Origin of the sequence: Pantoea sp. GD03673, assembly GCF_029844725.1 — a bacterium.
In the GTDB taxonomy this organism is placed as follows: domain Bacteria; phylum Pseudomonadota; class Gammaproteobacteria; order Enterobacterales; family Enterobacteriaceae; genus Pantoea.
In genome coordinates, this window is sequence record NZ_JAOCKJ010000003.1 from 132,134 (window position 1) to 154,964 (window position 22,831).

General features: G+C 55.4%; 21 protein-coding genes. 15 read left to right on the top strand and 6 right to left on the bottom strand.

What is annotated here, in order from left to right; translation table 11 throughout:
* From N5J69_RS06550 to N5J69_RS06570, 5 genes are all read right to left on the bottom strand, one after another.
* A complete protein-coding gene (locus tag N5J69_RS06550; RefSeq protein ID WP_279768950.1) occupies window positions 1–1,293 on the bottom strand; it encodes a lysine N(6)-hydroxylase/L-ornithine N(5)-oxygenase family protein in 1,293 nt (430 codons plus the stop codon).
* Between the two features lies 1 nt (window position 1,294).
* Window positions 1,295–2,857, bottom strand: a complete 1,563-nt coding sequence (locus N5J69_RS06555) for an aspartate aminotransferase family protein (RefSeq protein ID WP_279768951.1) — start codon at window positions 2,855–2,857, stop codon at window positions 1,295–1,297.
* Between the two features lie 539 nt (window positions 2,858–3,396).
* Complete coding sequence (locus tag N5J69_RS06560; protein ID WP_279768952.1) at window positions 3,397–4,770, bottom strand: PTS ascorbate transporter subunit IIC; 1,374 nt, start codon at window positions 4,768–4,770, stop codon at window positions 3,397–3,399.
* Window positions 4,771–4,809: 39 nt separating this feature from the next.
* Window positions 4,810–5,082, bottom strand: coding sequence for a PTS sugar transporter subunit IIB (locus tag N5J69_RS06565; protein ID WP_279768953.1), 273 nt, complete (start codon window positions 5,080–5,082; stop codon window positions 4,810–4,812).
* Window positions 5,083–5,146: 64 nt separating this feature from the next.
* The gene (locus tag N5J69_RS06570) at window positions 5,147–5,596 is read right to left on the bottom strand and encodes a PTS sugar transporter subunit IIA (protein WP_279768955.1); all 450 of its coding nucleotides are present in this window, start codon (window positions 5,594–5,596) and stop codon (window positions 5,147–5,149) included.
* A gap of 434 nt (window positions 5,597–6,030) precedes the next feature.
* On the opposite strand from N5J69_RS06570, the gene N5J69_RS06575 reads away from it, so the two are divergent.
* The 15 genes from N5J69_RS06575 to ascB all read left to right on the top strand — a co-directional run bounded on the left by N5J69_RS06575 (window position 6,031) and on the right by ascB (window position 21,382).
* Complete coding sequence (locus N5J69_RS06575) at window positions 6,031–6,765, top strand: GntR family transcriptional regulator (protein ID WP_279768959.1); 735 nt, start codon at window positions 6,031–6,033, stop codon at window positions 6,763–6,765.
* Window positions 6,766–7,013: 248 nt separating this feature from the next.
* On the top strand, window positions 7,014–8,012 hold the full coding sequence (locus tag N5J69_RS06580; protein ID WP_279768961.1) for an MsnO8 family LLM class oxidoreductase: 999 nt from the start codon (window positions 7,014–7,016) through the stop codon (window positions 8,010–8,012).
* A 19-nt stretch (window positions 8,013–8,031) separates the two neighbouring features.
* Window positions 8,032–9,183 (top strand): amidohydrolase, encoded by a 1,152-nt coding sequence (locus N5J69_RS06585; protein ID WP_279768963.1) that lies wholly within the window; start codon window positions 8,032–8,034, stop codon window positions 9,181–9,183.
* An 80-nt stretch (window positions 9,184–9,263) separates the two neighbouring features.
* A complete protein-coding gene (locus N5J69_RS06590; RefSeq protein ID WP_279768965.1) occupies window positions 9,264–10,577 on the top strand; it encodes an LLM class flavin-dependent oxidoreductase in 1,314 nt (437 codons plus the stop codon).
* Window positions 10,578–10,588: 11 nt separating this feature from the next.
* Complete coding sequence (locus tag N5J69_RS06595; protein WP_279768967.1) at window positions 10,589–11,530, top strand: ABC transporter substrate-binding protein; 942 nt, start codon at window positions 10,589–10,591, stop codon at window positions 11,528–11,530.
* Between the two features lie 10 nt (window positions 11,531–11,540).
* On the top strand, window positions 11,541–12,053 hold the full coding sequence (locus N5J69_RS06600; protein WP_279768969.1) for a GNAT family N-acetyltransferase: 513 nt from the start codon (window positions 11,541–11,543) through the stop codon (window positions 12,051–12,053).
* Between the two features lie 9 nt (window positions 12,054–12,062).
* Complete coding sequence (locus N5J69_RS06605; protein WP_279768971.1) at window positions 12,063–12,989, top strand: amino acid ABC transporter permease; 927 nt, start codon at window positions 12,063–12,065, stop codon at window positions 12,987–12,989.
* Entirely contained in the window at window positions 12,973–13,767 is a 795-nt protein-coding gene (locus tag N5J69_RS06610; protein WP_279768973.1) for an amino acid ABC transporter ATP-binding protein, read from the top strand. The genes N5J69_RS06605 and N5J69_RS06610 overlap by 17 nt, the downstream gene beginning before the upstream one ends.
* A complete protein-coding gene (locus tag N5J69_RS06615; RefSeq protein ID WP_279768975.1) occupies window positions 13,764–14,663 on the top strand; it encodes an ABC transporter substrate-binding protein in 900 nt (299 codons plus the stop codon). Before N5J69_RS06610 ends, N5J69_RS06615 begins: the two co-directional genes overlap by 4 nt.
* A 206-nt stretch (window positions 14,664–14,869) precedes the next feature.
* Complete coding sequence (locus tag N5J69_RS06620) at window positions 14,870–15,430, top strand: non-canonical purine NTP pyrophosphatase (RefSeq protein ID WP_033735745.1); 561 nt, start codon at window positions 14,870–14,872, stop codon at window positions 15,428–15,430.
* Complete coding sequence (locus N5J69_RS06625) at window positions 15,427–16,221, top strand: SIR2 family protein (protein WP_003855101.1); 795 nt, start codon at window positions 15,427–15,429, stop codon at window positions 16,219–16,221. The genes N5J69_RS06620 and N5J69_RS06625 overlap by 4 nt, the downstream gene beginning before the upstream one ends.
* Window positions 16,222–16,376: 155 nt before the next feature.
* A complete protein-coding gene (locus N5J69_RS06630; protein ID WP_279768979.1) occupies window positions 16,377–16,706 on the top strand; it encodes a YebG family protein in 330 nt (109 codons plus the stop codon).
* A 439-nt stretch (window positions 16,707–17,145) separates the two neighbouring features.
* Entirely contained in the window at window positions 17,146–17,979 is an 834-nt protein-coding gene (bglG, locus tag N5J69_RS06635) for a transcriptional antiterminator BglG (RefSeq protein ID WP_279768980.1), read from the top strand.
* 136 nt (window positions 17,980–18,115) lie between these two features.
* The gene (gene bglF, locus N5J69_RS06640) at window positions 18,116–19,972 is read left to right on the top strand and encodes a PTS beta-glucoside transporter subunit IIABC (protein ID WP_279768982.1); all 1,857 of its coding nucleotides are present in this window, start codon (window positions 18,116–18,118) and stop codon (window positions 19,970–19,972) included.
* A gap of 15 nt (window positions 19,973–19,987) precedes the next feature.
* Complete coding sequence (gene ascB / locus N5J69_RS06645; RefSeq protein ID WP_279768984.1) at window positions 19,988–21,382, top strand: 6-phospho-beta-glucosidase; 1,395 nt, start codon at window positions 19,988–19,990, stop codon at window positions 21,380–21,382.
* 70 nt (window positions 21,383–21,452) lie between these two features.
* Here ascB and N5J69_RS06650 read toward each other — a convergent pair whose 3' ends face one another.
* Complete coding sequence (locus N5J69_RS06650; protein WP_279768986.1) at window positions 21,453–22,580, bottom strand: Fic family protein; 1,128 nt, start codon at window positions 22,578–22,580, stop codon at window positions 21,453–21,455.
* Window positions 22,581–22,831 lie beyond the last annotated feature (251 nt).

Consider the following 22,831-nt stretch of genomic DNA (forward strand, 5'->3'; position numbering starts at 1 on the left):
TCAGTGCTCCGATGTGGCCGGGAAGGTCTGGAAGGCGATCTGACGTTCGATCGGATAGACCTCACGTCCGGTCAGTTCACGCAACAGCACGGAGTTGCGGTAGCAGGCCATACCCAGGTCTGGCGTCACAAACCCGTGGGTATGCAGCTCGGCGTTCTGCACGAAGATCTGATTGTGATAGTCGATGCTATAGTTGCGCTGCACGTCGTAGCGGCCTTTGTCGTCCCAGCGCAGGCGCGCATTGATGCCTTCTAAGAACATCGGTGGCTGGTAGTGATAGCCGGTTGCCATCACCAGTCCTTCAGTGCGGCGGGTGAAGGTGCAATCCTGCTCCTCCTGATGCAGCGTCAGCTCAAATTCCCCCTGGGGCAGCCAGCGCATCCCGGTCAGCGCCGAGTGGGTGAAGAGGTTGACGTTCAGATTCCCATCGAGCTGTTTGACATACATCAGATCGTAAATGTCATTGATCAAGCTGCTGTTAATCCCCTTGTAGAGATTTTTGTGGCGGGCATTGAGCGCATCCCGGGTGCTGGCGGGCAGGGCGTGGAAATAGTCGACCCACTCCGGTGAGGTCATCTCCAGCGTCAGCTTGGTGTACTCCAGCGGATAGAAGCGCGGTGCGCGGGTGATCCAGTTGAGCTGATAGCCAAAGCGATCGATATCGGTCAGGAGGTCATAATAGATTTCAGCCGCGCTCTGGCCGCTGCCCAGCACGGTGATTGAACGCTTCTGTTGCAGGTCCGCTTTGCGGGCCAGATAGTGGCTGGAGTGCGTCAGGCGCTGCTGATGCGGCTGGCTGCACGCTGGCATCCAGGCTTTAGGCCCGGTGCCGAGGACCAGATGACGCGCCTGATAGCGCTGTTTTTCACCACTTCGGGTGTCGGTCACCTGGAGGTGATAAATCCCGTCGGCCTCATCATAGCTGACATACTCGACATGGCTGTTCCAGCGCAGATTAGACAGCCGCGAACTGGCCCACTGGCAGTACTGGTTATACTCTTTGCGCATCAGGAAGAAGTCTTCACGGATATAAAAAGAGTATAACTTGCCCTTTTCCTTCATGTAGTTAAGCAGACTGTACGGGCTGGTCGGATCGGCGAGCGTCACCAGGTCGGCCATAAAAGGCGTCTGCAGATGCGCGTTTTCCAGCATCATACCGGTGTGCCAGTCAAAGCCCGGATTCTCATCCAGGAAAAGACCGTTCAGCCCCTCAACCGGCTCGCTCAGACAAGCCAGACTGAGGTTAAAGGGGCCAATGCCGATACCGATAAAATCGTAAACGGGACTATTCATTTTAAATCGCTCCCTGGTTCGCCGCGCTTAACGCAGAGGCACGGACCTGTTCGCGGCCATAATGCGCAATCAGGCTCAGGACATCTTCGATGTCGGCGGGGGTCGTGGTGGGATTTAACAGGGTGAACTTCAGGTACTGACGCCCATCGACTTTGGTGCCAGCAATCACCGCGTTACCGGAGCGGAACAGCGCTTTACGGATGGCGGCGTTGATCTCGTCGAGTTGCGCGTCGCTGGTATGTTTACCCGGAACGTAGCGGAAAATCTGCGTAGTCAGCTCAGGCGCGTGCAGCACTTCAATCGCAGGATGCGCAGTTAAAAGCTGGTGCGCGGCCTGTGTCAGATCGATCAGGGTATCGAATGCCTCACCCAGCGCCGCTGGCCCCATCACGCGCAGTGTCAGCCACATTTTCAGGGCGTCAAAACGGCGGGTGGTCTGGATACTTTTGTTGACCAGATTCGGTGTGCCTTCCTGCTGAGCGCTGAGCGGGTTCAGATAATCGGCATGATGCGTGACATGTTTCAGGTTGTGGCTGTCGCGCACAAAGAAGGCACCGCAGCTGACGGTCTGGAAGAAGGATTTGTGATAATCGACGGTGACGGAATCCGCACGTTCAATGCCATTCAGGCGTGAGCGATGATGTTCAGAGACCAGCAGGCCACAGCCGTAAGCGGCATCAACGTGCATCCACAGACCGTAATCGTCACAGAGACGGGCAATTTCCGGCAGCGGATCGATACTGCCAAAGTCGGTGGTGCCGCTGGTGGCGACCACAGCAATCGGAATCAGTCCTTCATTGCGGCAGCGTACGATCTCCTCTTCCAGGCATTTTGCGTCCATGCGGTAGTGGTCGTCGTAATCCACCGCAATCACCGCGTCATAGCCCAGACCCAGAATCGCCATCGACTTCTGAATGCTGAAATGACTGAGTTTCGAGGTAAAGACCCGCCACTTCGACGCCGTCTCAGGCAGGCCGCGATGCTTAATGAGGTGCCCCGGATGATGCGCTGCACACCAGCTGTCACGCGCCAGCAGCATGGCCATCAGGTTAGACTGGGTGCCGCCGCTGGTAAAGATCCCGTCCGATCCGGCTGGCAGACCGATGCGGCCCAGCGTCCAGTCGATGACCTTTTGCTCAATCAGCGTGCCGCCAGCACTCTGATCCCAGGTGTCAACCGAGCTGTTCACCGCCGCCATGATCTGCTCCGCCATCAGAGAGGGCAGCACAACAGGGCAGTTCAGGTGCGCGAGGTATTTAGGATGGTGGAACCAGACCGCGTCACGAAGATAGAGCTGACTCAGCTCTGCCAGCGCCTCATCGTTGTTGCCCAGCGGACGATCGAGATCGACATCGCTGAACCCGGCCGCCAGTTCATGGGGCAGAATCCCGCTGAAAGGCTTCTCTACGCCTGCAACGGTGCGCGTCATCAGTGCCAGCACGTCCTGAGTCTGCTGTGACCAGGCCGCCAGTTGTTGATCGTTAAAAATAGCCGTTTCGGCACCGCTGGCATAAGAGGCTGGCGCCAGGTCCGGTGCCGTCTGAGTGGATGAGCGTAAAAGCATGTTCAGTTCCTGTGCGTGATTACCCGTGACACTGCCGACACAACGTCAGCAGCGTTGGAAGTCCGCTCAACAATTCCAGTAAACATAAAACTAACTAACCAGATAAAAACCCTGACCATTAAGGGGATTAGTGTTTTCACCTTAAAAAAATAAAATACCGCATATTATTTGTGGATTTGGCAGCGTTTAACGCTTTGTTATATGCGGATGAGAGTGTAAATGTTAATCATTATCATTCAAATGTTTTGTTGTTAAATTTTATTTATTAGTATGTCTAATGTTGAAAATGTGATTCTGATCACGATTTGCGATCGGAATCGTCCTTTTTTTGGGTGGCCCTGAGCCTGAAAAGTCAGGGCATGGGTCGCAGAAAAGGGTTAACCGGTGCGCTGAGGTAACAATCGGAGGGGCGGGCGGTGAATTGATGCGACAGGAAGCGTGTCTGAAAGGGAATAGGTGTCAGCGGGTCTGACAGGGAGAACAGAAGTACACAACCCGAAAGGGCTGTCAGCCCTTCCGGTTGCGGTTACCGAGTCTGATTACACGTCGTGGGTCTCTACAGGCACTTTCTTTTTGGCTGTGAAGTTATAAATCACTAACAGGCCAAAAATACCATTGATAATCAGGGTGATGGTTCCCTTGTCCATAAAGTGAGCCATGTTGCCGAGCAGGATGCCGGTTACCCCGAAATCCGTATCAGAGAAGGTGGTGTTGGTCAGCCCAATCTGTCCGAGGACCGGTAACAGGGCGACAGGCAGGAAGGTGATCAACAGGCCATGCGCGAAGGCACCACAAATTGCGCCGCGCTTGCCGCCGGTCGCATTACCAAACACGCCCGCCGTCGCACCACAGAAGAAGTGAGGAACAACACCGGGCAGAATCAATACCCAGTGCAGTTGTCCAAGGACAAACAGTCCCACCAGGCCGCCGACAAAGCTGGAGATAAACCCAACCAGCACCGCATTCGGCGCATAGGGGAAGACAATTGGGCAATCCAGCGCGGGTCTGGCTTCCGGCACCAGTTTTTCTGAAAAGCCGGTAAAGGCCGGGACAATTTCAGCCAGAATTAAACGCACACCCTGCAGAATAATAAAGACGCCTGCGGCGAAGGTAATGGCCTGAATGAAAGAGTAAACCAGGTAATTCTGACCGTTGCTGAAGTTAGATTCCACGTACTCTTTACCGGCAGACACCGACAGAATCAGATAAATAATCATCATCGTCAGGGAGATTGAGATCGTACTGTCGCGCAAAAAACTCAGGTTTTTTGGCATGTTCATCTCTTCAGTGGATTTCGATCCTTTACCAACCACAGAACCGATCCAGCCCGATAAGACATAGCCAATTGTCCCGGTATGCGCCAGCGCGACATGGTCGCCACCGATGATCTTACGCATATAGGGCTGGGCGATAGCCGGGAAGGTGGCCATCAGAATACCTAACAGCAGTGACCCGGTGTAAATAAGCTGAATACCTTCAAAGCCCGCGACCGATAAAATAATCGCGATCATACAGGCCATGTAAAACGTCACATGACCAGACAGGTAGATATATTTGAGTCGGGTAAACCTGGCGACGACGATATTGGCGACCATGCCAAAGGCCATGATCATAGTAGTGGGCGCACCATATTTAGCCAGTGCAATAGAGACCATCGCTTCATTATTCGGAATGATGCCCTGAACATCAAACGCATGTTTGAAAATATCGCCCAGTGGCGTCAGGGAACCGACCAGCACGGTCGCTCCGCCTGCCAGCACCAGAAAGCCCAGAATCGTTTTTACCGTGCCCTTAATAACATCAGGAAACGGCTTCTTCTGAGCGATCAGGCCAAAAAATGCCACCAGACCGACTAATATGGAGGGCACTTTCAGCACATCGACGACGAACTGCAAAAGATTTTGAGTAAACATATTAACCTCGAGGGTAAGGTGTTTATCTAATTGTTAGCGTCAGTTCTTCTCAAAATACGCACGTATTTTCTGCTCCACTTCTTTCAGGTCGATGATGTTATTGATGATGATGACCTTCTGCTCCGGCAGATTTGCGCTGTAGGCAATATCTTTCGCCATAACAAAAACATCCGCTACGTCAGGGGTTACAGAGCCAAGATCCGAATGTTCAACTTCAGCTTCAACACCGATTGTTTTAAGCACTTTCTTAATGTTCATTTCCATCATGAAGCTGCTGCCCAGACCTGAACCACACACTGCCATAATCTTCATATCAAACCTCATTCACTGTTGATTAAATTCACTGTTGATTAAAAGTCGTGTTTTACCCGGCAGACTAAACGCCGGATAATATCGTCATGAGCGCGTCCTGACTGCGCGCATTAAAAATCTGCGCCATGATGTTTTCATCAGACAAAACCTCTGCCAGCTGGGAAATCATTTCGATATGGCTATTACTGTCCGGTGCCGAAAACATAAAAATCGCCTTCACCGGATCGTTCTCTTCAGAATCAAAATTCACTGGCGTGCCCAGCAGCACAATCGACAAGCCGAGCTTGTGGGCACCTTCCTCGGGACGTGCGTGGGGCATGGCAATCTGCGGCGCGATAACAAAAAAGGGACCGATCTCCTCTTTTTGTCGAACAATCGCATCAATGTAATCCTGCGATATTGCGCCGCAACTGAGCAGAGGACGCCCGGCGACTGCTAACGCTTCCTGCCAGTCCGCAACGCGTTCAACGTACCGGACGTTCTCGTTGTTTAACCACTTAGCCAGATGTGACATCGTTTCGCTCCTGCTGAACCTGCCTGAGTATGTACAGACAGTTTTTAAATTTGCGTCCTGTCTTCCTTTTTAACTGAACCGGCTGACAGCTGAAGCACATGTAAAGCAAAGGAAAATAAAGGGACGTCTCATTCATAAAAGCGCCGTTTCTCATACGGTTAAGAAAAAAGGCGGCGTCGTCAGGTTATATTTCACCTCAGACAACACATCTGTACAGGTTAAAGATGTCTAGTCACCCTGATGATGTCCCTCGACGTGTACGGACACAACATGAAAAGTTAAAATATTGCTGTGCAGGCTTAACATCAGTACCAATTTGATAGGTCGGTCACACATTCAGCTAGCCGCAGTGGTACTCATCCGGCAATGTCAGGCAGAACTGTACTGACACGGATTGGTGAAGTTTCACCTTCACGCTTAGGGGAAGAATTTCGATGGTTGATAGCATCACTGAAAAGCAAAAAGAGGTGGTTGATTACATCCTCAATAAAATTAAGGATGATGGCCTTCGCCCCGGAGAAAAGCTGGATACCGAAATATCAATCGCCAGAAATATCGGTATTACCCGCGCAACGGTTCGTGAAGCCACCCGTATTCTGGTTGAGCAGCAGAGAATTTACCGGGTAAAAGGTTCAGGTATTTTTGTGGGGTCGGCTGAGATAAGCAGTCAGGCGCACAGATATCATGTGCTTTCACCGTTTGATTTTCAGGCGCAACGTAAGGGCCATAAAGGTGTAAGAAAAATTATTTCAGTGAGCATCATTAAGGTCCCTTCAGCTGATATGGCACAGGCGCTGCGTATTAAAAACAGCGACCAGATTTATAAAATTTTACGCCTGATGTGTTTCGATGATATTCCGGTGGCGCTCGAACATATTCATCTGCCGGTGAACATGTTTAACAGTCTGGAGTTCAGCAAGCTGGAAGTATCAAAATATGCCTACATCGAAGAGGTAACCGGAAAGAAAGTGCAGCTCAGAGATCAACATTTAACGGCCGTGAATCTCACCGATGCACAGACATTGACCCTGCTTAATTTAGCTGCCGGTGATGCGGTTATACAGCTCAATGAGACGGTTTTCCTTGATGACGGTGTTCCCTGTGAAGTGAATGTGGCGATGATCAACACCCGCTATTTCCCGTTAAAACAGAACTCACAACGGCCCTGAAACCGTAAGAACAATTTCTGCAAATCTTTGCCAGCTTAGCGATTTTATTCACCTGTCAATCAGGTTTCTCAGAGCGTGACAGGCATTATTACGGCCTCACGCCCTGTTTCAGCGCCTTTTAGCCTGTTATTCCTTTCTGCGTTCCCCATTATGACGAATGTAAGAAAGCATAAAACAATATGATGTTTTACCCCTAACCGACAGCGCAGCACACTGGTCAGCAACCGGAATAAACAAGGACCAGGTGAATGGCATATCGATTAAGTCTGTTAGACAAAGCGCCCGTGTTGCAGGGCGAGTCGCCGTCCGCAGCACTACAGCGCACGCTGCAACTGGCGCAACGGGCAGAGGAGTGGGGTTATCACCGCTTCTGGCTGGCAGAACATCACAACACCGCGCAGCTCGCCAGCCCTTCACCGGAAGTGTTGATTGCCTGGATCATTGCCCAGACCCGTCATATTCGTGTCGGATCGGGCGGGGTGATGTTGCAGCATTACAGCCCCTACAAAGTGGCGGAAAACTTTAACCTGCTCGCCGCACTGGCACCGGGCCGCATCGACCTCGGCATAGGCAAAGCGCCGGGCGGACTGCCACTTTCCACCCATGCCCTGCAACAGGGAGTTGATGCAGCGAAAAAAGGCAGCTTTGCTGAGCAGCTGCAGCTGCTGGATAGCTGGCTCAAACCGGTTCAGGCTCAACCCGATGACGAAGGCTTAGCCGCGACGCCGCTGCCATCTCGCCCGGCCAGCCGCTTTCTGCTGGGTGCCAGTGAAGAGAGCGCCCGGCTGGCTGCCCGTCTGGGCTGGCAGTTTGTCTTTGCCGCTCACCTCAATGGCGACCGCCCGTTGCTGGAGCACGCGCTGAAAACCTACTCACGCCTCAGTAACGGCCAGCGCGCACTGGTGGCCGTTCAGGTGGTCGTGGCCGACTCACCCGCCGGGGCGGACCTGCTGGTCTCCAGCCTGCGTCATTATCATGTGTCGGTAAAAGGGGGGCCGGGCGTCAATGTCGCCAGTCTGGAACAGGCAGAACGCTATGTGCGTCAGGGCGGCTACCGTGATTATCAGATTGAGCCGCGCACGCCATCGCTACTGAAAGGCACGGCGGCGCAGGTGCATGCCCAGCTGGACGCGCTGCACCACAACTTTGATATCGACGAGTTCATCATCGACACACCGATTACCGAGCCGGTTGCCCGCCTGCAGTCACTGGAACTGCTGGCTACCCATCATCTGGTTGCCGCCTGAATCTGCGTGGAGAGTGATCATGAGCAATGCGTCACAACTGATTGAATGGCGGCGCGAACTGCACACCTGGCCGGAATTGTCGGGTCAGGAGTTTGCCACCACAGCCAGATTGCGGGGCTGGTTGCAGGCAGCGGGCATCCGGCTGCCTGACTATCCCCTTGAGACAGGCCTTGTCGCGGAAATTGGTCACGGCGAGACAGTCATCGCACTGCGTGCCGACATCGATGCACTGCCCATTCATGAGGCGAGCGGGGTACGTTTTCACTCCCGGCATCCCGGCGTGATGCACGCCTGCGGTCACGACCTGCACAGCGCGGTGATGCTGGGCGCGGCGTTGCAGCTTCATGCCCAGGCGGATCGGTTACCCGGTCGGGTGCGCATCCTGTTTCAGCCTGCTGAAGAGATTGCACGCGGCGCACGCCAGTTCATCGAGGCGGGCGTACTGGATGAGGTGCAGGCTATTTTCGGGATGCACAACGAACCCTCCCTGCCTGTCGGCACGTTTGCCACCCGCAGCGGGGCGTTTTACGCCAATACGGACAAATTTGTTATTCGCGTCACCGGCAAAGGCGCGCATGCCGCGTATCCCGAGCAGGGCGTCGACAGTATTGTCACCGCCAGTCAGATTATCCAGGCCTTACAGGGGCTCACCAGTCGCAGTTTCAATGCGCTGGATAGCCTGGTGCTGAGCATCACCCGCATCGACGGCGGCAAAAGCTGGAACGTACTGCCCGGTGCCGTTGAGTTTGGCGGCACGGCCCGGACTCACGATTTACAACTGCGTGCCGAACTGGAACAGCGGATCCGCACGCTGGTTGCGCACTTTGCTGAAGCCAATGGGGCACAGGCGACCCTGAGCTGGCATCCCGGCCCGCCCGTGCTGGTCAACGATGCGCACTGGGCCGCTTTCAGCAGCGACCTGGCGCAGCAGGCAGGCTATCGGGTGCAGTCCGCCGGACTGCATCTGCTGGGTGAAGATTTTGCCTTTTACCTGCAACAGGTGCCGGGCGCGTTTGTCAGCATCGGCAGCGCCAGTGATTTTGGTCTGCACCATGCCAGCTTTAACCCGGATGAGGCGCTGATCGCTCCCGCCGCCGACTACTTCGCCCGTCTGGCCTGCGCAGCACTGCAACATCTCCGTGCCCGATGTCGGGACACCCCGCTGAACTGAATTCATCTGCAGCCCGTTAAAACACAGGGGTTTTAAAAACCCTCGTCGGGCATCGCCACGACTAAAAAAGAGAGAGCATCATGACCACAAGACAACTTCGGCTGGGCACCATTCTGCATGGCGCATCGGGAAATATGTCCGCCTGGCGCCACCCGGCAGCACAGGCAGATGCCAGCATCAGCCTGGACTATGCCAAAAAAATCGCCCGCAAGGCGGAGCAGGGAAAGCTCGATTTTCTGTTCGTCGCCGACGGATTATTTATTAATGAGAAATCGATTCCGCACTTTCTGAATCGCTTTGAGCCGCTGACGCTGCTTTCAGCACTGGCGGGCGTCACGGAACATCTGGGGCTGGTTGGCACCGTTTCCACCTCTTATAGCGAGCCGTTCACCGTGGCGCGCCAGTTTGCCAGTCTCGATCATCTCAGCGGCGGTCGTGCGGGCTGGAACGTTGTGACCTCGCCGCTGGAGGGGTCTGCAAAAAACTTTTCCCGCGAGAAACACCCGGAACACGCGCTGCGTTACCGCATTGCCGACGAGTATCTGACGGTGGTGAAAGGCTTGTGGGACTCATGGGAGCAGGATGCCTTTGTGCGAAACAAGGCGACGGGGCAGTTTTTCGATCCGGCAAAGCTGCACACGCTCGATCATCACGGTGACTTCTTCCAGGTGCAGGGGCCGCTGAACATTGCCCGTACGCCACAGGGCCGTCCGATCATATTCCAGGCGGGTGCATCCGACGACGGTAAAAAGCTGGCGGCGCGCCATGCAGACGCCATCTTTACCCATCAGGCTACCCGCGAAGAGGCGCAGGCCTTTTATCAGGATGTCAAACAGCAACTGAAAGCCAATGGCCGTCAGCCAGAGGACCTGCATGTTTTCCAGGGGGTCAGCGTCATCGTTGGCGAAGATGCAGAGGACGTGGAACGGCAGTATCAGACCACGGCAGCGCTGGTGTCGATTGCCGATGCGCTTAACTACCTTGGCCGGTTCTTCGACCATCACGACTTTTCACAATACCCGCTGGATGCGCCGTTCCCGGACATCGGCGACATCGGTCAGAACAGCTTCCGTAGCACAACCGACGAGATTAAACGCAACGCGCAGCAGCATGGCCACACGCTTCGGCAGGCCGCACTGGAGGCGGCCACTCCGCGTCCGCTGTTTCACGGCACCCCGGAAGCGGTTGCGGATGGTCTGCAGCTCTGGTTTGAGACCCACGCCACAGACGGTTTCATTATCAATGGCGGTACACCCGACGCCTTTGAGCGTTTTGTCGACCACGTGGTGCCCATTCTGCAGGCTCGCGGCCTGACGCGCCGCGACTATCCGGGCAGCACCCTGCGCGACAGCTTTGCCCTTAAACCACCCGTTAATCAGTTCACCTCACGCTAAGAGCACCAGCCATGCAAACATCATTGCACCTTATCGCCCTGCTTATTCTGGCCGCCAGCAGCACCGTACAGGCTGAAGGCACCAGCGTCTCCTATAACGGTCAGCGCGTCAGTCTGGAAGCCAACAAAGCTCCGATTAATACCGTGAAGAATCCCGATGCCATCGCGCAACTGCCTGCGGGTCATCACTTTGTCGTACCCGGTTCCTTTACCGTGGCGGTGGCGGCGCTGAATTCTCCGCCGCTGACGGTGTTCTCTGATGACAACAAAACCCTTCTCGGCAGCGAAGTGGATATTGCCCGACTGGTTGCAGACAGCCTGGGTCTGAAACTCAACATCGTTCCGACATCGTGGGAAGGCTGGCCGCTGGGGGTGGCTTCAGGCAAGTATGACGCGGCGATCTCCAACATTACCGTGACCAAAGCGCGTAAAGAGAAGTTCGACTTCGCCACCTACCGCAAAGATTCACTGGGCTTTTATGTCAGCACCCGCAGCCCGATTACGTCACTGACCCGCGCGGAAGACACTGCCGGGCTGCGGATCATTGTGGGATCCGGCACCAATCAGGAGGCCATTCTGCTGGCATGGGATAAAGAGAATCAGGCAAAAGGCCTTAAAGCCTTTACCCCGATCTACGCCAAAGATGATGCCGCACAAACGCTGGCGCTGCAGGCGGGGCGAGCCGATGCCTGGTTTGGCCCTAACGTCATTGGTGCCTGGAAAGCGGCGCTGCTCGGTAAAACCCGGCTGGCGGGCAGTGTGGATGGTGGCTGGCCAAAAGCAGCACACATTGCGGTGACGGTGAAAAAAGGCAGCGGGCTGGCGGAACCGATCAGCACCGCGCTGAATGGCGTGATCGCCAATGGCGACTACCAGAAGGTGCTGAACCGCTGGGGCGAAGGCGTTGAGCACATCGACCGTTCAGAAATCAATCCCGCCGGGCTGGGCGACTAAGGAGCTGACCATGAGTGAATCCACTTTCCGCGAGGTCTCACCCGATGCACCCGAGCTGCAACCGATTCTGAGCGGCCTGTTCGGCGAATATTCGGCGCGTTATGGCGACTATTTTGCCCGCCATAAAGAGCAGGAATTAACCGCGTGGTATCTGCCGCCGCAGGGGCTGTTCATTGTGCTGGAACGAGATGGCGAGATCATCGCTATGGGCGCTTACAAACCCTATGACCCGCAGACTGCCGAACTCAAGCGTATCTGGACCCGCAGCGATCTGCGCCGTCAGGGGCTGGCGCTGGTGGTACTCCAGGAGCTGGAACGGCGTGCCCTGCAGGCGGGTTATCAGCGGCTGTTTCTCACCACCGGCTTCCGCCAGCCGGAAGCAGTTCGGCTCTATACCGGTCACGGTTATCAGCCACAGTGTGATCTGAGCGGCGACCTGGAGCGTTACGGCCAGCCGCCGCACGACGGACGACTGCGTTTTATCAAAGTGATCGGCGTCGGTAACGTCGCCGAGGCGAGTTAAGGAGTGACGATGAGCAAACATCAACATTTACAGGTGGTCCCGGCACGTTATCCGGCACGCACCGCAGGCGCTATCCTGGCGCTGTTTATTCTGGCAGGCGTGGTGCAGTCAGTGGCCTTTAATCCGCGCTGGGAGTGGCGCGTGTTTGCCCACTGGTTCTTCGACCCGGTGATCCTGCATGGCCTGGGTCAGACGCTGCTGCTGACCCTGCTGGGCACGCTCTTCAGCCTCATTTTCGGCGGTCTGCTGGCGCTGGCACGACTCTCCTCGTCGTGGCTGCTGAGCACGCTGGCATGGGGCTACATCTGGCTGTTCCGTTCGCTGCCGCTGATTGTGGTGCTGATTATTCTTTATAACTTCGCCTATCTTTACGACACCCTGTCGCTCGGCATTCCCTTTACCGGCCTGTCGTGGGGCGCGTTTCAGACGATTAACGTGCTGGGCCAGTTTCAGGCGGCGGTGATTGGTCTGACGCTGGTGCAGGCGGCCTACAGTGCGGAGATTATTCGTGGCGGGATCCTCGGCGTTGACCAGGGGCAGGTGGAAGCCGCTTCCGCACTCGGTCTCTCTGCGTCGCGTCGGACCTTCCGTATCATTCTGCCGCAGGCGCTGCGCGCCATTATTCCCACCGCATTTAACGAGGTCATCAGCCTGGCGAAAGGCACGTCGATGGTTTATGTGCTGGCGATGCCAGAGCTGTTTTACACCATCCAGATGATCTACAACCGTAATCAGGAAGTGATCCCGCTTTTGATGGTCGGTGCCGCCTGGTATCTGATTATCACCACCGTGTTGTCCGTGATTCAGTATTACGTCGAGCGCTGGCTGGCCCGCAGCGTTAACCGTGAGCCGCACGCTTCGCGCTGGCAACAATGGCGCAACCGCGTCACGCCCCTTCATCCGACCGAGGAGATCAGCCATGTCCGAAGCCATTGATTACCGCACTTCACATACAACCGGTGCCATCAGTATTACCGGTGTCACCAAGCGTTTTGGTAAACATACCGCGCTGGATGATGTTTCGCTGTCGCTGGAACCCGGATCGGTCACGGTGATCCTCGGGCCGTCCGGCTCAGGTAAGTCCACGCTACTGCGCACCATCAATCATCTGGAGCGGGTCGATGAGGGATTCATTCAGATTGACGGCGACTACATCGGCTATCAGCAGCGCGGCAATAAGCTGTATGAACTCAAAGAGAAGGCGATTCTGCGGCAGCGCATCAACGTCGGCTACGTGTTCCAGAACTTCAATCTGTTTCCACACCTCAGCGTGCTGGATAACCTGACTGAAGCGCCGGTTGCCCATCGTCAGCTGACAAAGTCAGAAGCGAAAGTACGGGCGGGCGAACTCCTGGACATTGTGGGTCTGCGCCACAAAGCCGATGCCTGGCCGCGTCACCTGTCGGGCGGGCAGCAGCAGCGTATTGCGATTGCGCGGGCGCTGATGCTCAATCCCCGCGTGATGCTGTTTGACGAGCCGACCTCGGCGCTGGACCCGGAGCTGGTCGGCGAAGTGCTCGACGTGATCAAAAAGCTGGCGCGTTCCGGCACCACGCTGGTGATTGTGACGCACGAAATCGGCTTCGCCCGGGAAGTGGCAGACAACGTGGTCTTTATGGTGGATGGCCGGATTGTGGAGCAGGGCAGCACCACTCAGGTGCTCAATAATCCGCGTCATGAGCGCACCCGCCGTTTCCTGGCGCGTGTGTTATGAGGGGGCTGACGTTAGCCGCGTTGACGCTGCTCCCGGTGCTGACCTGTTCAGCGGCGGAGAGAGCCGATGTGCTGAAAAACGAGACCCCGATCCATGCCCCGGCTAATCCGCAGGCGATAGCGAAAATTCCGGCTGATTTCCACTTTATCGAACCCGGCACGCTGACGGTTGCGACTTCCGCGACCATCTCACCGCCGCTGTCGCTGCTGGCGTCTGACAACGTCACGCGAATCGGCAGCGATCCCGATATCGCCAGGCTACTGGCTGACAGCCTGGGACTCAGGCTGAAGCTGGTGCCGGCGTCGTGGGAGGACTGGCCGCTGGGTATCAGCGCCGGACGTTATGATGTCGCGATGTTTAATATTGCCGTCACCGAAGAGCGCAAGAAGCGGTTCGATTTCGCCACGTATCGCGCCGACAATCACGCCTTTGCGGTGAAAAGCGACAGTAAAATCACTCAGATTAACAGCCCGCCTGATATTGCCGGTAAGCGGATTATCGTCTCATCGGGCACGAATCAGGAGCGCATTCTGCTGAGCTGGGACCAGCAGAACCGGGCCAGGGGTTTACCTGCGGTTAAGCCGATCTACCTTACCGATGATGCCTCAGCGACGCTGACACTACTGTCGGGACGGGCTGATGCTATCTTTGGCCCGCACTCGATGGCCGCCTGGAAAGTGGCATCACGCGGCCAGACAAAGCTGGTCGGGCGCGGGCCGTTTCGCGCCTGGGTCGCCGTGACCACTAAAAAGAACAACGGTCTGGCACCTGCACTGCAGGCCGCGGTGGACGGCACCATTGCGGGGGGACAGTATCAGCAGGTGCAGGCCCGCTGGGGTGAACAGGATGAAGCCATCACTCACTCCACGGTCAATCCACCGGGCATTGTTTACTGAACCTGCTGGGTCTGGCTGGCCGGTGCCCCACCGGCCAGCCAGAATATTGTCTGTTGCAACAAGGCTGTATCGCCTCATGCACCGCTCTCGTCCTGCTCGCAGCGCGCCCCTGAATTGGGCTACACTCTTCAGCGTAAGTGATTTATCCTGCCCGCCTGTTTCCGTTAAAATTCACTGCGTGGCGGAGTCATTGACCTGGAAGCCCCATGAAAATCAGATTCCTTTCTGCTAATGAGCAAAAGCTGGCGGAGGTGCGTAAGATACTTGAGCCTGTCGGGGTCGAAGTCTTACCCATCGCCCGTCGCATCGAAGAAATTCAGACTGAAAACGAGCTCGACCTGGTGCGCGACAAACTGACCAAAGCCTTTTCGCTGATTGGGCGGCCGCTGTTTGTGGAGCATACCGGCCTCTATCTGGATGGCCTGAATGGTCTGCCCGCCGGGCTGACCCGTATCTTCTGGAACCGCCTGGACGCGGAGCGCTTTACCGCGCTGGTGCAGGGGCTCGACAGCCAGGCTGTAACGGCCAAAACCGTGCTCGGCTACTGCGACGGTCGCAAAATGTATCAGTTCTCGGGTGAGCTGCGCGGCACCATCGCCGCAAAACCTGCCGGGACGCGTGGCTTCCAGTGGGACTGCGTGTTTATCCCGGAGGGCTATGAGCAGACGTTTGCTGAGATGGGCGAACTCAAGAATGAGATTTCGATGCGGCGCATCGCGCTGGATCGCTTCGCCACCTTTTTAAAAACCTCGCGGGGAGTGGCATGAAACCTGAACTCAAACGCGCCTATGATTCCGGTAAACTCATTCTGTTTGCCGGTGCCGGTATTTCGCGTAATTTTGGCCTTCCCGAGTGGCATGAACTGATTGCTCATCTTGCTAACGAGCTGGGTTACGATCCCAAAATCTTCAACACCTACGGCACGCACCTGTCGCTGGCGGAGTATTACAAGCAAAAGAAAGGTTCGCTTGGCCCGCTACGCAGCTGGATGGATCGCGAGTGGCACCGGCCAGATATCGATGTCCGGTCCTCAGAAATTCATACCATGATTACCCAGGGTAATTTTTCACGCATCTACACCACCAATTACGATCGCTGGCTGGAAGCGGCGCACGACGCGCACGGCGTCCCGTATTATAAGGTGGCGAATGCCGCCGACCTGGTCTCTCTGACGGAAGATAAGCGTCACATCATCAAGCTGCACGGTGACTTCGATGACGACACCTCTATCGTGCTTGATGAGAGCAGCTATTTCGAACGCCTCTATTTTGACTCACCGCTCGACATCAAACTGACCCACGACGTTATGGGTAACTCGGTGCTGTTTGTGGGCTACAGCATCAGTGATTTCAACATTCGCCTGCTGTTTTACCGTCTGACCAAGATGTGGGGCCGCACCGGCCTGGCGACGGCCCGGCCAAAATCGTACCTCTTCACCAACCGCAACAATCCGGTAGCCAAAGAGGTGCTGGGGCAGTGGGGGATCGAGGTGATCGTTTCCGAAGAGGACGATCCGCGTAAGGCGCTGGCGATGTTCCTTGAAGAACTCCTGGTGTAGTCAGCCTGATTTCCGGCAGGGAAGCGCCAGAAAAAAGAAAAAACCTGCACACGGTTAAGGTTAGCCTGAACGCAACCGGGAAACCTGATTCTCTGCTGGCAAAGCATAACCGGCATGATATACTGTATGCATACACAGTACCTGAGGGCGAAAAGATGGCTGTTGAAACAAAATTTGTTGTAGTCAGAAAGGGTGAAGAGAAGATGACGTTTGCCAATAAGAAAGAGGCCGATGCCTACGACAAAATGCTCGATATGGCCGAAGCCTTCACTGACTGGCTGTTACAGCATCAACCTGCACTGGATGAATCTCAGGCGGAAACGCTGGGCCTGCTGATCGCCGAGCAGAAAGACGCGGTGCAGCACATTCTGCGCACCAGCAAACTGCCGGAAGTGGCCGCAGGCGCGACAAAGCCTGAAGCTGTAGCAGAGGAGAGTGCAGAAGAGCCTGCTGCAAAGAAAGTACGCGCCGTTAAAGCCGCGTAATCGCCACAACGCCGGAACAGAACGTTCCGGCGTTGCGGCTTCTGAACGGCGGTTTGGTCCGTTCTTTCTCAGACCCGCTACATCGCGTTTTATCGTGATGTTCCCCGCCTGTCCTGCCTGCAATGTCTTATCCCGGCACGTTTTAGTCTTCCGCCATTCTGTCTCCCATTCCGTCCGTTCTTCTGGCTGGCGCTGCAACCCGGTATTCAGTGCTGTTACCGTCCGGCACACGCGTGCAGGATGCCTGAGTGACTGAACGTAAACGGTCATTCTTTTTTAGCTGTGCGGATCTCGATCGCTGTCACGCTTTTTGCCCTGACAGCTTGAGGTCACAATCAAAACTGATAGAGTCCCTCAACTGGATTGTTACTGCTTAGGCAGGCAAAACCTGATTTCTGGCTACTGCCGGACGTCAGGTTTTTTTGTTTCTGGGGTTTCGATGAAAATCGCCAAGATTCTTAATAATAACGTGGTGATGGTTCAGGATGAGCAGGGGCGCGAGCAGGTCGTCATGGGACGTGGGCTGGCCTTCCAGAAACGCGTCGGTGACAGTCTCAATAGCGCGCTGATTGAAAAAGTGTTCGCACCGCAAAGTGATCTGCTGGTCCGTCGGCTGGAAGAGTTGTTAAACCAGATCCCGCCGGAAGTGATGACCACCTGCGACCGCATTATTGCTCTTGCGACACAGCGCTTGGGGAAATTGCAGGAGAGCCTGTATATCACCCTGACCGACCACTGCTACTTCGCCATTGAACGGCAGAATAAAGGTCTGCCGATTAAAAATGTGTTGCTGTGGGATATCAGACGGCTTTATCCCAAAGAGTTCGAACTGGGGCAGGAGGCCAGGGCAATCATTTCCCGACGTCTGAACGTGGACCTGCCTGAGGATGAAGCCGGGTTTATCGCGCTGCATCTGGTGACGGCGCAGCTTCATAATGACATGCCGGAAGTGATGGATGTCACCCGGCTGATGCAGGAGATTCTGCAACTGGTGAAGTATCAGTTGCAGCTGGAATACAACGAATCGTCACTGAGTTACCAGCGGTTTGTCACCCATCTGAAATTTTTTGCCCAGCGGATGCTGACGCGAACGGTAATAGACGATGATGATGTTTCACTGCATACCGCAGTAAAAGATAACTATCCCAAAGCCTGGAAATGCGCGGTGAAGATTGCGCAGCATTTGCAACAACGCTACCAGCGTGAGCTGACGGCTGAAGAGATTATGTTTCTTGCCATTCATATCGAACGGGTAAGAAAAGAGGGGCAATAGGTCCCATAAACTGGATTGTTACTGCTTTATGCAGGCAAAACCTGAGCGCGGCCTCTGAAAAGAGGCCGTTCTCGGGTTTTTTTGTTTTTGGCTCAGTCAACAAATGTCCACGGACATCAGGTGAAAGGAAATCGAGATGGAATATCAAACGCTGGCGCAGGATATTCTCAGCCACATAGGTGGCAGGGAGAACATCGTCAGTCTGGTTCACTGTGCCACCCGGCTTCGTTTTAAACTGAAGGATAACCACAACGCGGATGCTGAAGGACTGAAAAAAAATCCGGGCGTCATTATGGTTGTCGAAAGCGGCGGGCAGTTTCAGGTGGTGATCGGCAACCATGTTCATGATGTCTGGCAGGCCGTCCGTGCTGAAGCGGGACTCGTGGATGAAGTCGCTGCATCAGCAGAGGATGAGAAGCCCGACAACCTGTTCAGCCGCCTGATCGACTGTGTATCCGGCATTTTCACGCCGTTTATCGGCATCCTTGCCGCCTCCGGTATTCTCAAAGGTTTGCTGGCGCTGGCCGTCGTCTGCGGCTGGCTGTCTGTTGAAAGTGGCACCTATAAAATCTGGTTCGCGGCGAGTGATGCCCTGTTTTACTTTTTCCCGCTGGTGCTGGGCTACACCGCAGGTAAAAAGTTTGGTGGTAATCCCTTTATCACCCTGGTGATCGGCGGGGCGCTAACCCATCCGACGATGATTGCTGCGTTCAATGCCAGCCAGCAGACCGGTGCAATCACAGAGGCGTTTCTTGGCATTCCTGTCACCTGGTTCAATTACAGCGCATCGGTTATCCCCATTATTTTCGCCGCGTGGGTGAGTTGCTGGCTGGAAAAACAGAGCACGCGTCTGCTTCCCGCATCCATGAAAAACTTCTTTGCGCCACTGATCTGTCTGATTATCACCGTGCCGCTGACTTTCCTGTTAATTGGCCCACTGGCCACGTGGCTGAGCCAACAGCTGGCGAACGGCTATCAGTGGATTTATGCGCTGGCACCCTGGCTGGCTGGCGCGGCCCTGGGGGCGCTGTGGCAGGTCTGTGTGATTTTCGGTTTGCACTGGGGTCTGGTGCCAATGATGATCAACAATCTTGCCGTACTGGGGCATGACTCAATGCTGCCCATGCTGTTGCCTGCTGTTATGGGCCAGGTTGGCGCGGCGCTGGGTGTCTTTCTGCGCAGCCGGGATGCGCGTCAGAAGATGCTGGCGGGTTCATCTGTGACCGCAGGGATCTTTGGTATTACTGAGCCAGCGGTGTATGGCGTTAATCTGCCGCTGCGTCGTCCCTTTATCTTTGGCTGTGTCGCAGGCGCTATCGGTGGTGCCGTTGTCGGCTTCAGCAGCACGCACGTTTATTCGTTTGGCTTTGCCAACATCTTTACTCTTGCTCAGATCATCCCACCTGGCGGTGTTGATGCCACATTATGGGGCGGCATTGCCGGCACGCTCCTGGCGCTGCTCCTGAGCTGTGTCATGACGCTGGTCGCGGGCATGCCCCGCATCAGCACGGCAGACACCGTGATCCCGGTGATGCCTGGCGAAGATGACATTCTTTCACCGATGACCGGCACCGTGCTGGCTCTTGACCTGGTGCCGGATGCGACCTTCGCCAGTGGCCTTCTGGGACAGGGCGCGGCCATCATTCCCTCTGACAACAAACTCATTGCCCCCTTCGCGGGTGAGGTTGCCTCCCTGTTTCAGACCCGACACGCCATTGGACTGTTGAGTCACAGCGGGATTGAGCTGCTGATTCACGTTGGCATCGATACCGTTCGTCTCGACGGCAAACCTTTCACGTCACACGTCAACGTGGGTGACACGTTCAAGCCCGGCGATCTGCTGCTGGAGTTTGACCGTCAGGCCATTCTTGATGCCGGGTATGACCTCACAACACCGATCATCATCACCAACAGCGAGGCATATCCTGATGTGATGACAGTAGCAGGGACCGCTGTCACTGCAGGAACACCGCTGTTCAGCATCATTCATTGATAAAAGGAGATCAGAATGAAACCTTTCCCGGATGCATTTTTATGGGGCGGTGCGGTTGCCGCTAATCAGGTTGAAGGCGCATGGCGTGAAGAGGGCAAGGGCCTTTCAACCGCTGACATGCAGCCGCAGGGCATTTTTGGCCCGGTCGTGGATCGCGTTGCAGGCACCCGGAGCCTTAAAGATGTGGCGATCGATTTTTACCATCGCTACCCGGAGGACATCAGGTTATTTGCAGAGATGGGATTCAGCTGTCTTCGCGTCTCAATCGCCTGGACGCGTATTTTTCCAGACGGTGACGAGCAGCACCCGAACGAAGCGGGTCTGGCGTTTTATGACCGATTGTTTGACGAGCTGGCAGCGCATAACATCACGCCTCTAGTGACCCTGTCACATTATGAAATGCCCTGGCACCTGGTCAAGCATTACGGCGGCTGGGGGAATCGTGAGGTGACTGGCTTTTTTGAACATTATGCCCGTACGGTGTTTACCCGTTACAGGAAGAAAGTCAGCCTCTGGCTGACCTTTAACGAAATCAACATGTCTCTGCATGCGCCGATGACTGGCGTGGGCTTGCTGGAAACCAGCAGTCAGGGCGAAGTTTATCAGGCTATCCATCACCAACTGGTCGCCAGTGCGCTGGCGGTTAAAGCCTGCCACGAGATCAATCCTGATGCCAGGATTGGCAATATGCTGCTGGGGGGCCTGGTCTATCCGCTAAGCTGTAAGCCTGATGATGTGCTGGAAGCGCTGCAGGAGAACCGGAAATGGCAATTTTTCGGCGATGTTCAGTGTCGTGGTGCTTACCCTGGCTACATGTTGCGCTTCTTTCGCGACAACAACATTGTGCTGGATATCACGGATGCCGATCGCCAGATACTTAAGTCGACCGTCGATTTTGTCTCGTTCAGCTATTACATGTCTGGCTGTGTCACCGCTGATGAGGCGCTTCATGAGAAGATGCGCGGTAACATTCTGAGCATGGTGCCCAATCCCCATCTGCAAAGTTCTGAATGGGGCTGGCAGATTGATCCGCTGGGCTTACGCACCTTGCTGAATCTGCTGTGGGATCGTTATCAAAAGCCGCTGTTTATCGTTGAGAATGGACTGGGGGCCAAAGACCTGCCGGATGACACAGGCATCGTGCAGGATGACTATCGCATCAGCTACCTTAACGACCACCTGGTTCAGGTGCGCGAGGCCATTGAGGATGGTGTTGACGTCATGGGATACACCAGCTGGGGGCCGATCGATCTGGTCAGCGCATCAAAAGCTGAACTGTCCAAGCGCTACGGCTTTATTTATGTAGACCGTGATGACAGCGGTGAAGGAACGCTGGATCGCCGACGTAAGAAAAGCTTTTACTGGTATCAGGAGGTTATTACGACAAACGGTGCCTCACTCAAAGGCTGATGCCGGTACGCCGTGGTACATCGCGGCGGCGGCGATGTACCTTTTATCGTGATCGGATAACGCAGCCCGTTCAGTCCGTCTCGCGGTTGCTCACCTGATAACGCGTACTCCTGCCGCCGCCCGCCAGCCGGTAAAGACAGCCTTTTTCCACCAGATCGGCCAGGTGACGGGTTGCAGTGGCTTTACTCACTTTAGCCACCTTCTGATACTGGCCGGCGCTAATCCCCTGTTCGAAACCCTGCTCGCCGCCGTCTAGCAGACGGTTCAGCACTTTTACCTGTTCCTGGCTCAATCCCAGTCCCTGATGCCGCAACCAGAAACGTGCTTTCATCTGGGTGCGATCGATGACATACATAGCCTGCTTCAGGCTTTCATCCAGGATATCCAGAAACCACACCAGCCAGTCTGTAATATCCAGCCCGCCTTTCTGCGTCTGCTCAAGGATGCGGTAATAACCGGCACGCTGCGCCAGAATGGCGGGTGACATGGCGTAAAGACGAATGCTCTGACTGTCGGCCTGCGCCAGCGCCAGATCGGTTAGCGCACGGGTGATGCGCCCGTTACCGTCGTCAAAAGGGTGCAGGGTGACAAACCAGAGATGACAGATGGCCGCACGCAGCAGCGGGTCCAGCATTACATCCTGCTGGCTGTGATTGAACCACGCAATAAACTGCAGCAGCTGCGGCTCCAGGCCGGGCCGTGGTGGCGCTTCAAAATGCACCGTGGGGCGATCAATGCGACCTGAGATGACCTGCATTGGCTCACTGCCACGAAGCATACCCACGCTCAGGCGCTGCACGGTCCACTCATCGGCCGGAAAGAGCCAGTGATGCCACTGGAATAGTCGGTCCAGCGTCAGGGGCTGGCTGCGGTTGTTGATGGCATCGAGCATCATGGCAGCCAGGCCTTCTGAGCGGTCAGAGACCGGATAGGGCTGCGCTTCCGTTACACCGAGCCGACGCGCCAGCGATGAGCGGACTGATTGCACGTTAACCCGCTCCTCTTCAATGGCTGAAGAAGAGAGGATATTACTCAGCAGGGTATCCAGCGTCTGGGACTCGCTGTCTGACTGCAGGCTGGCACGGCCCAGCAGCAATCCGCGCTGCTGCTGCAGATGCCGCAGGCGAGGTAACAGCACGGCATCCTGCCATTGAAAATGGGGCCAGTCCGGCTGTTGCCAGATCCAGTTAACGTGCATAGTTGGCTCACGATAAGGGTGGATGAGCCGAACAGTCGCTCCTATTCGGCTCACAGAATGAGTCGATAATAGCGAATTTAAGGCTCACAGGCCAACCGGAAGGAATGAAGATCAAAAAAAAGGACCCGAAGGTCCTGTTTATTAGCGGGAGAACTGCATAAAGGTGTCTGAATAGTAGTGTACGATCCAGGCAACATACGCCAGCCAGACGACCATCCCAACGGCTAATCCTGATTTACCGATCATTTATC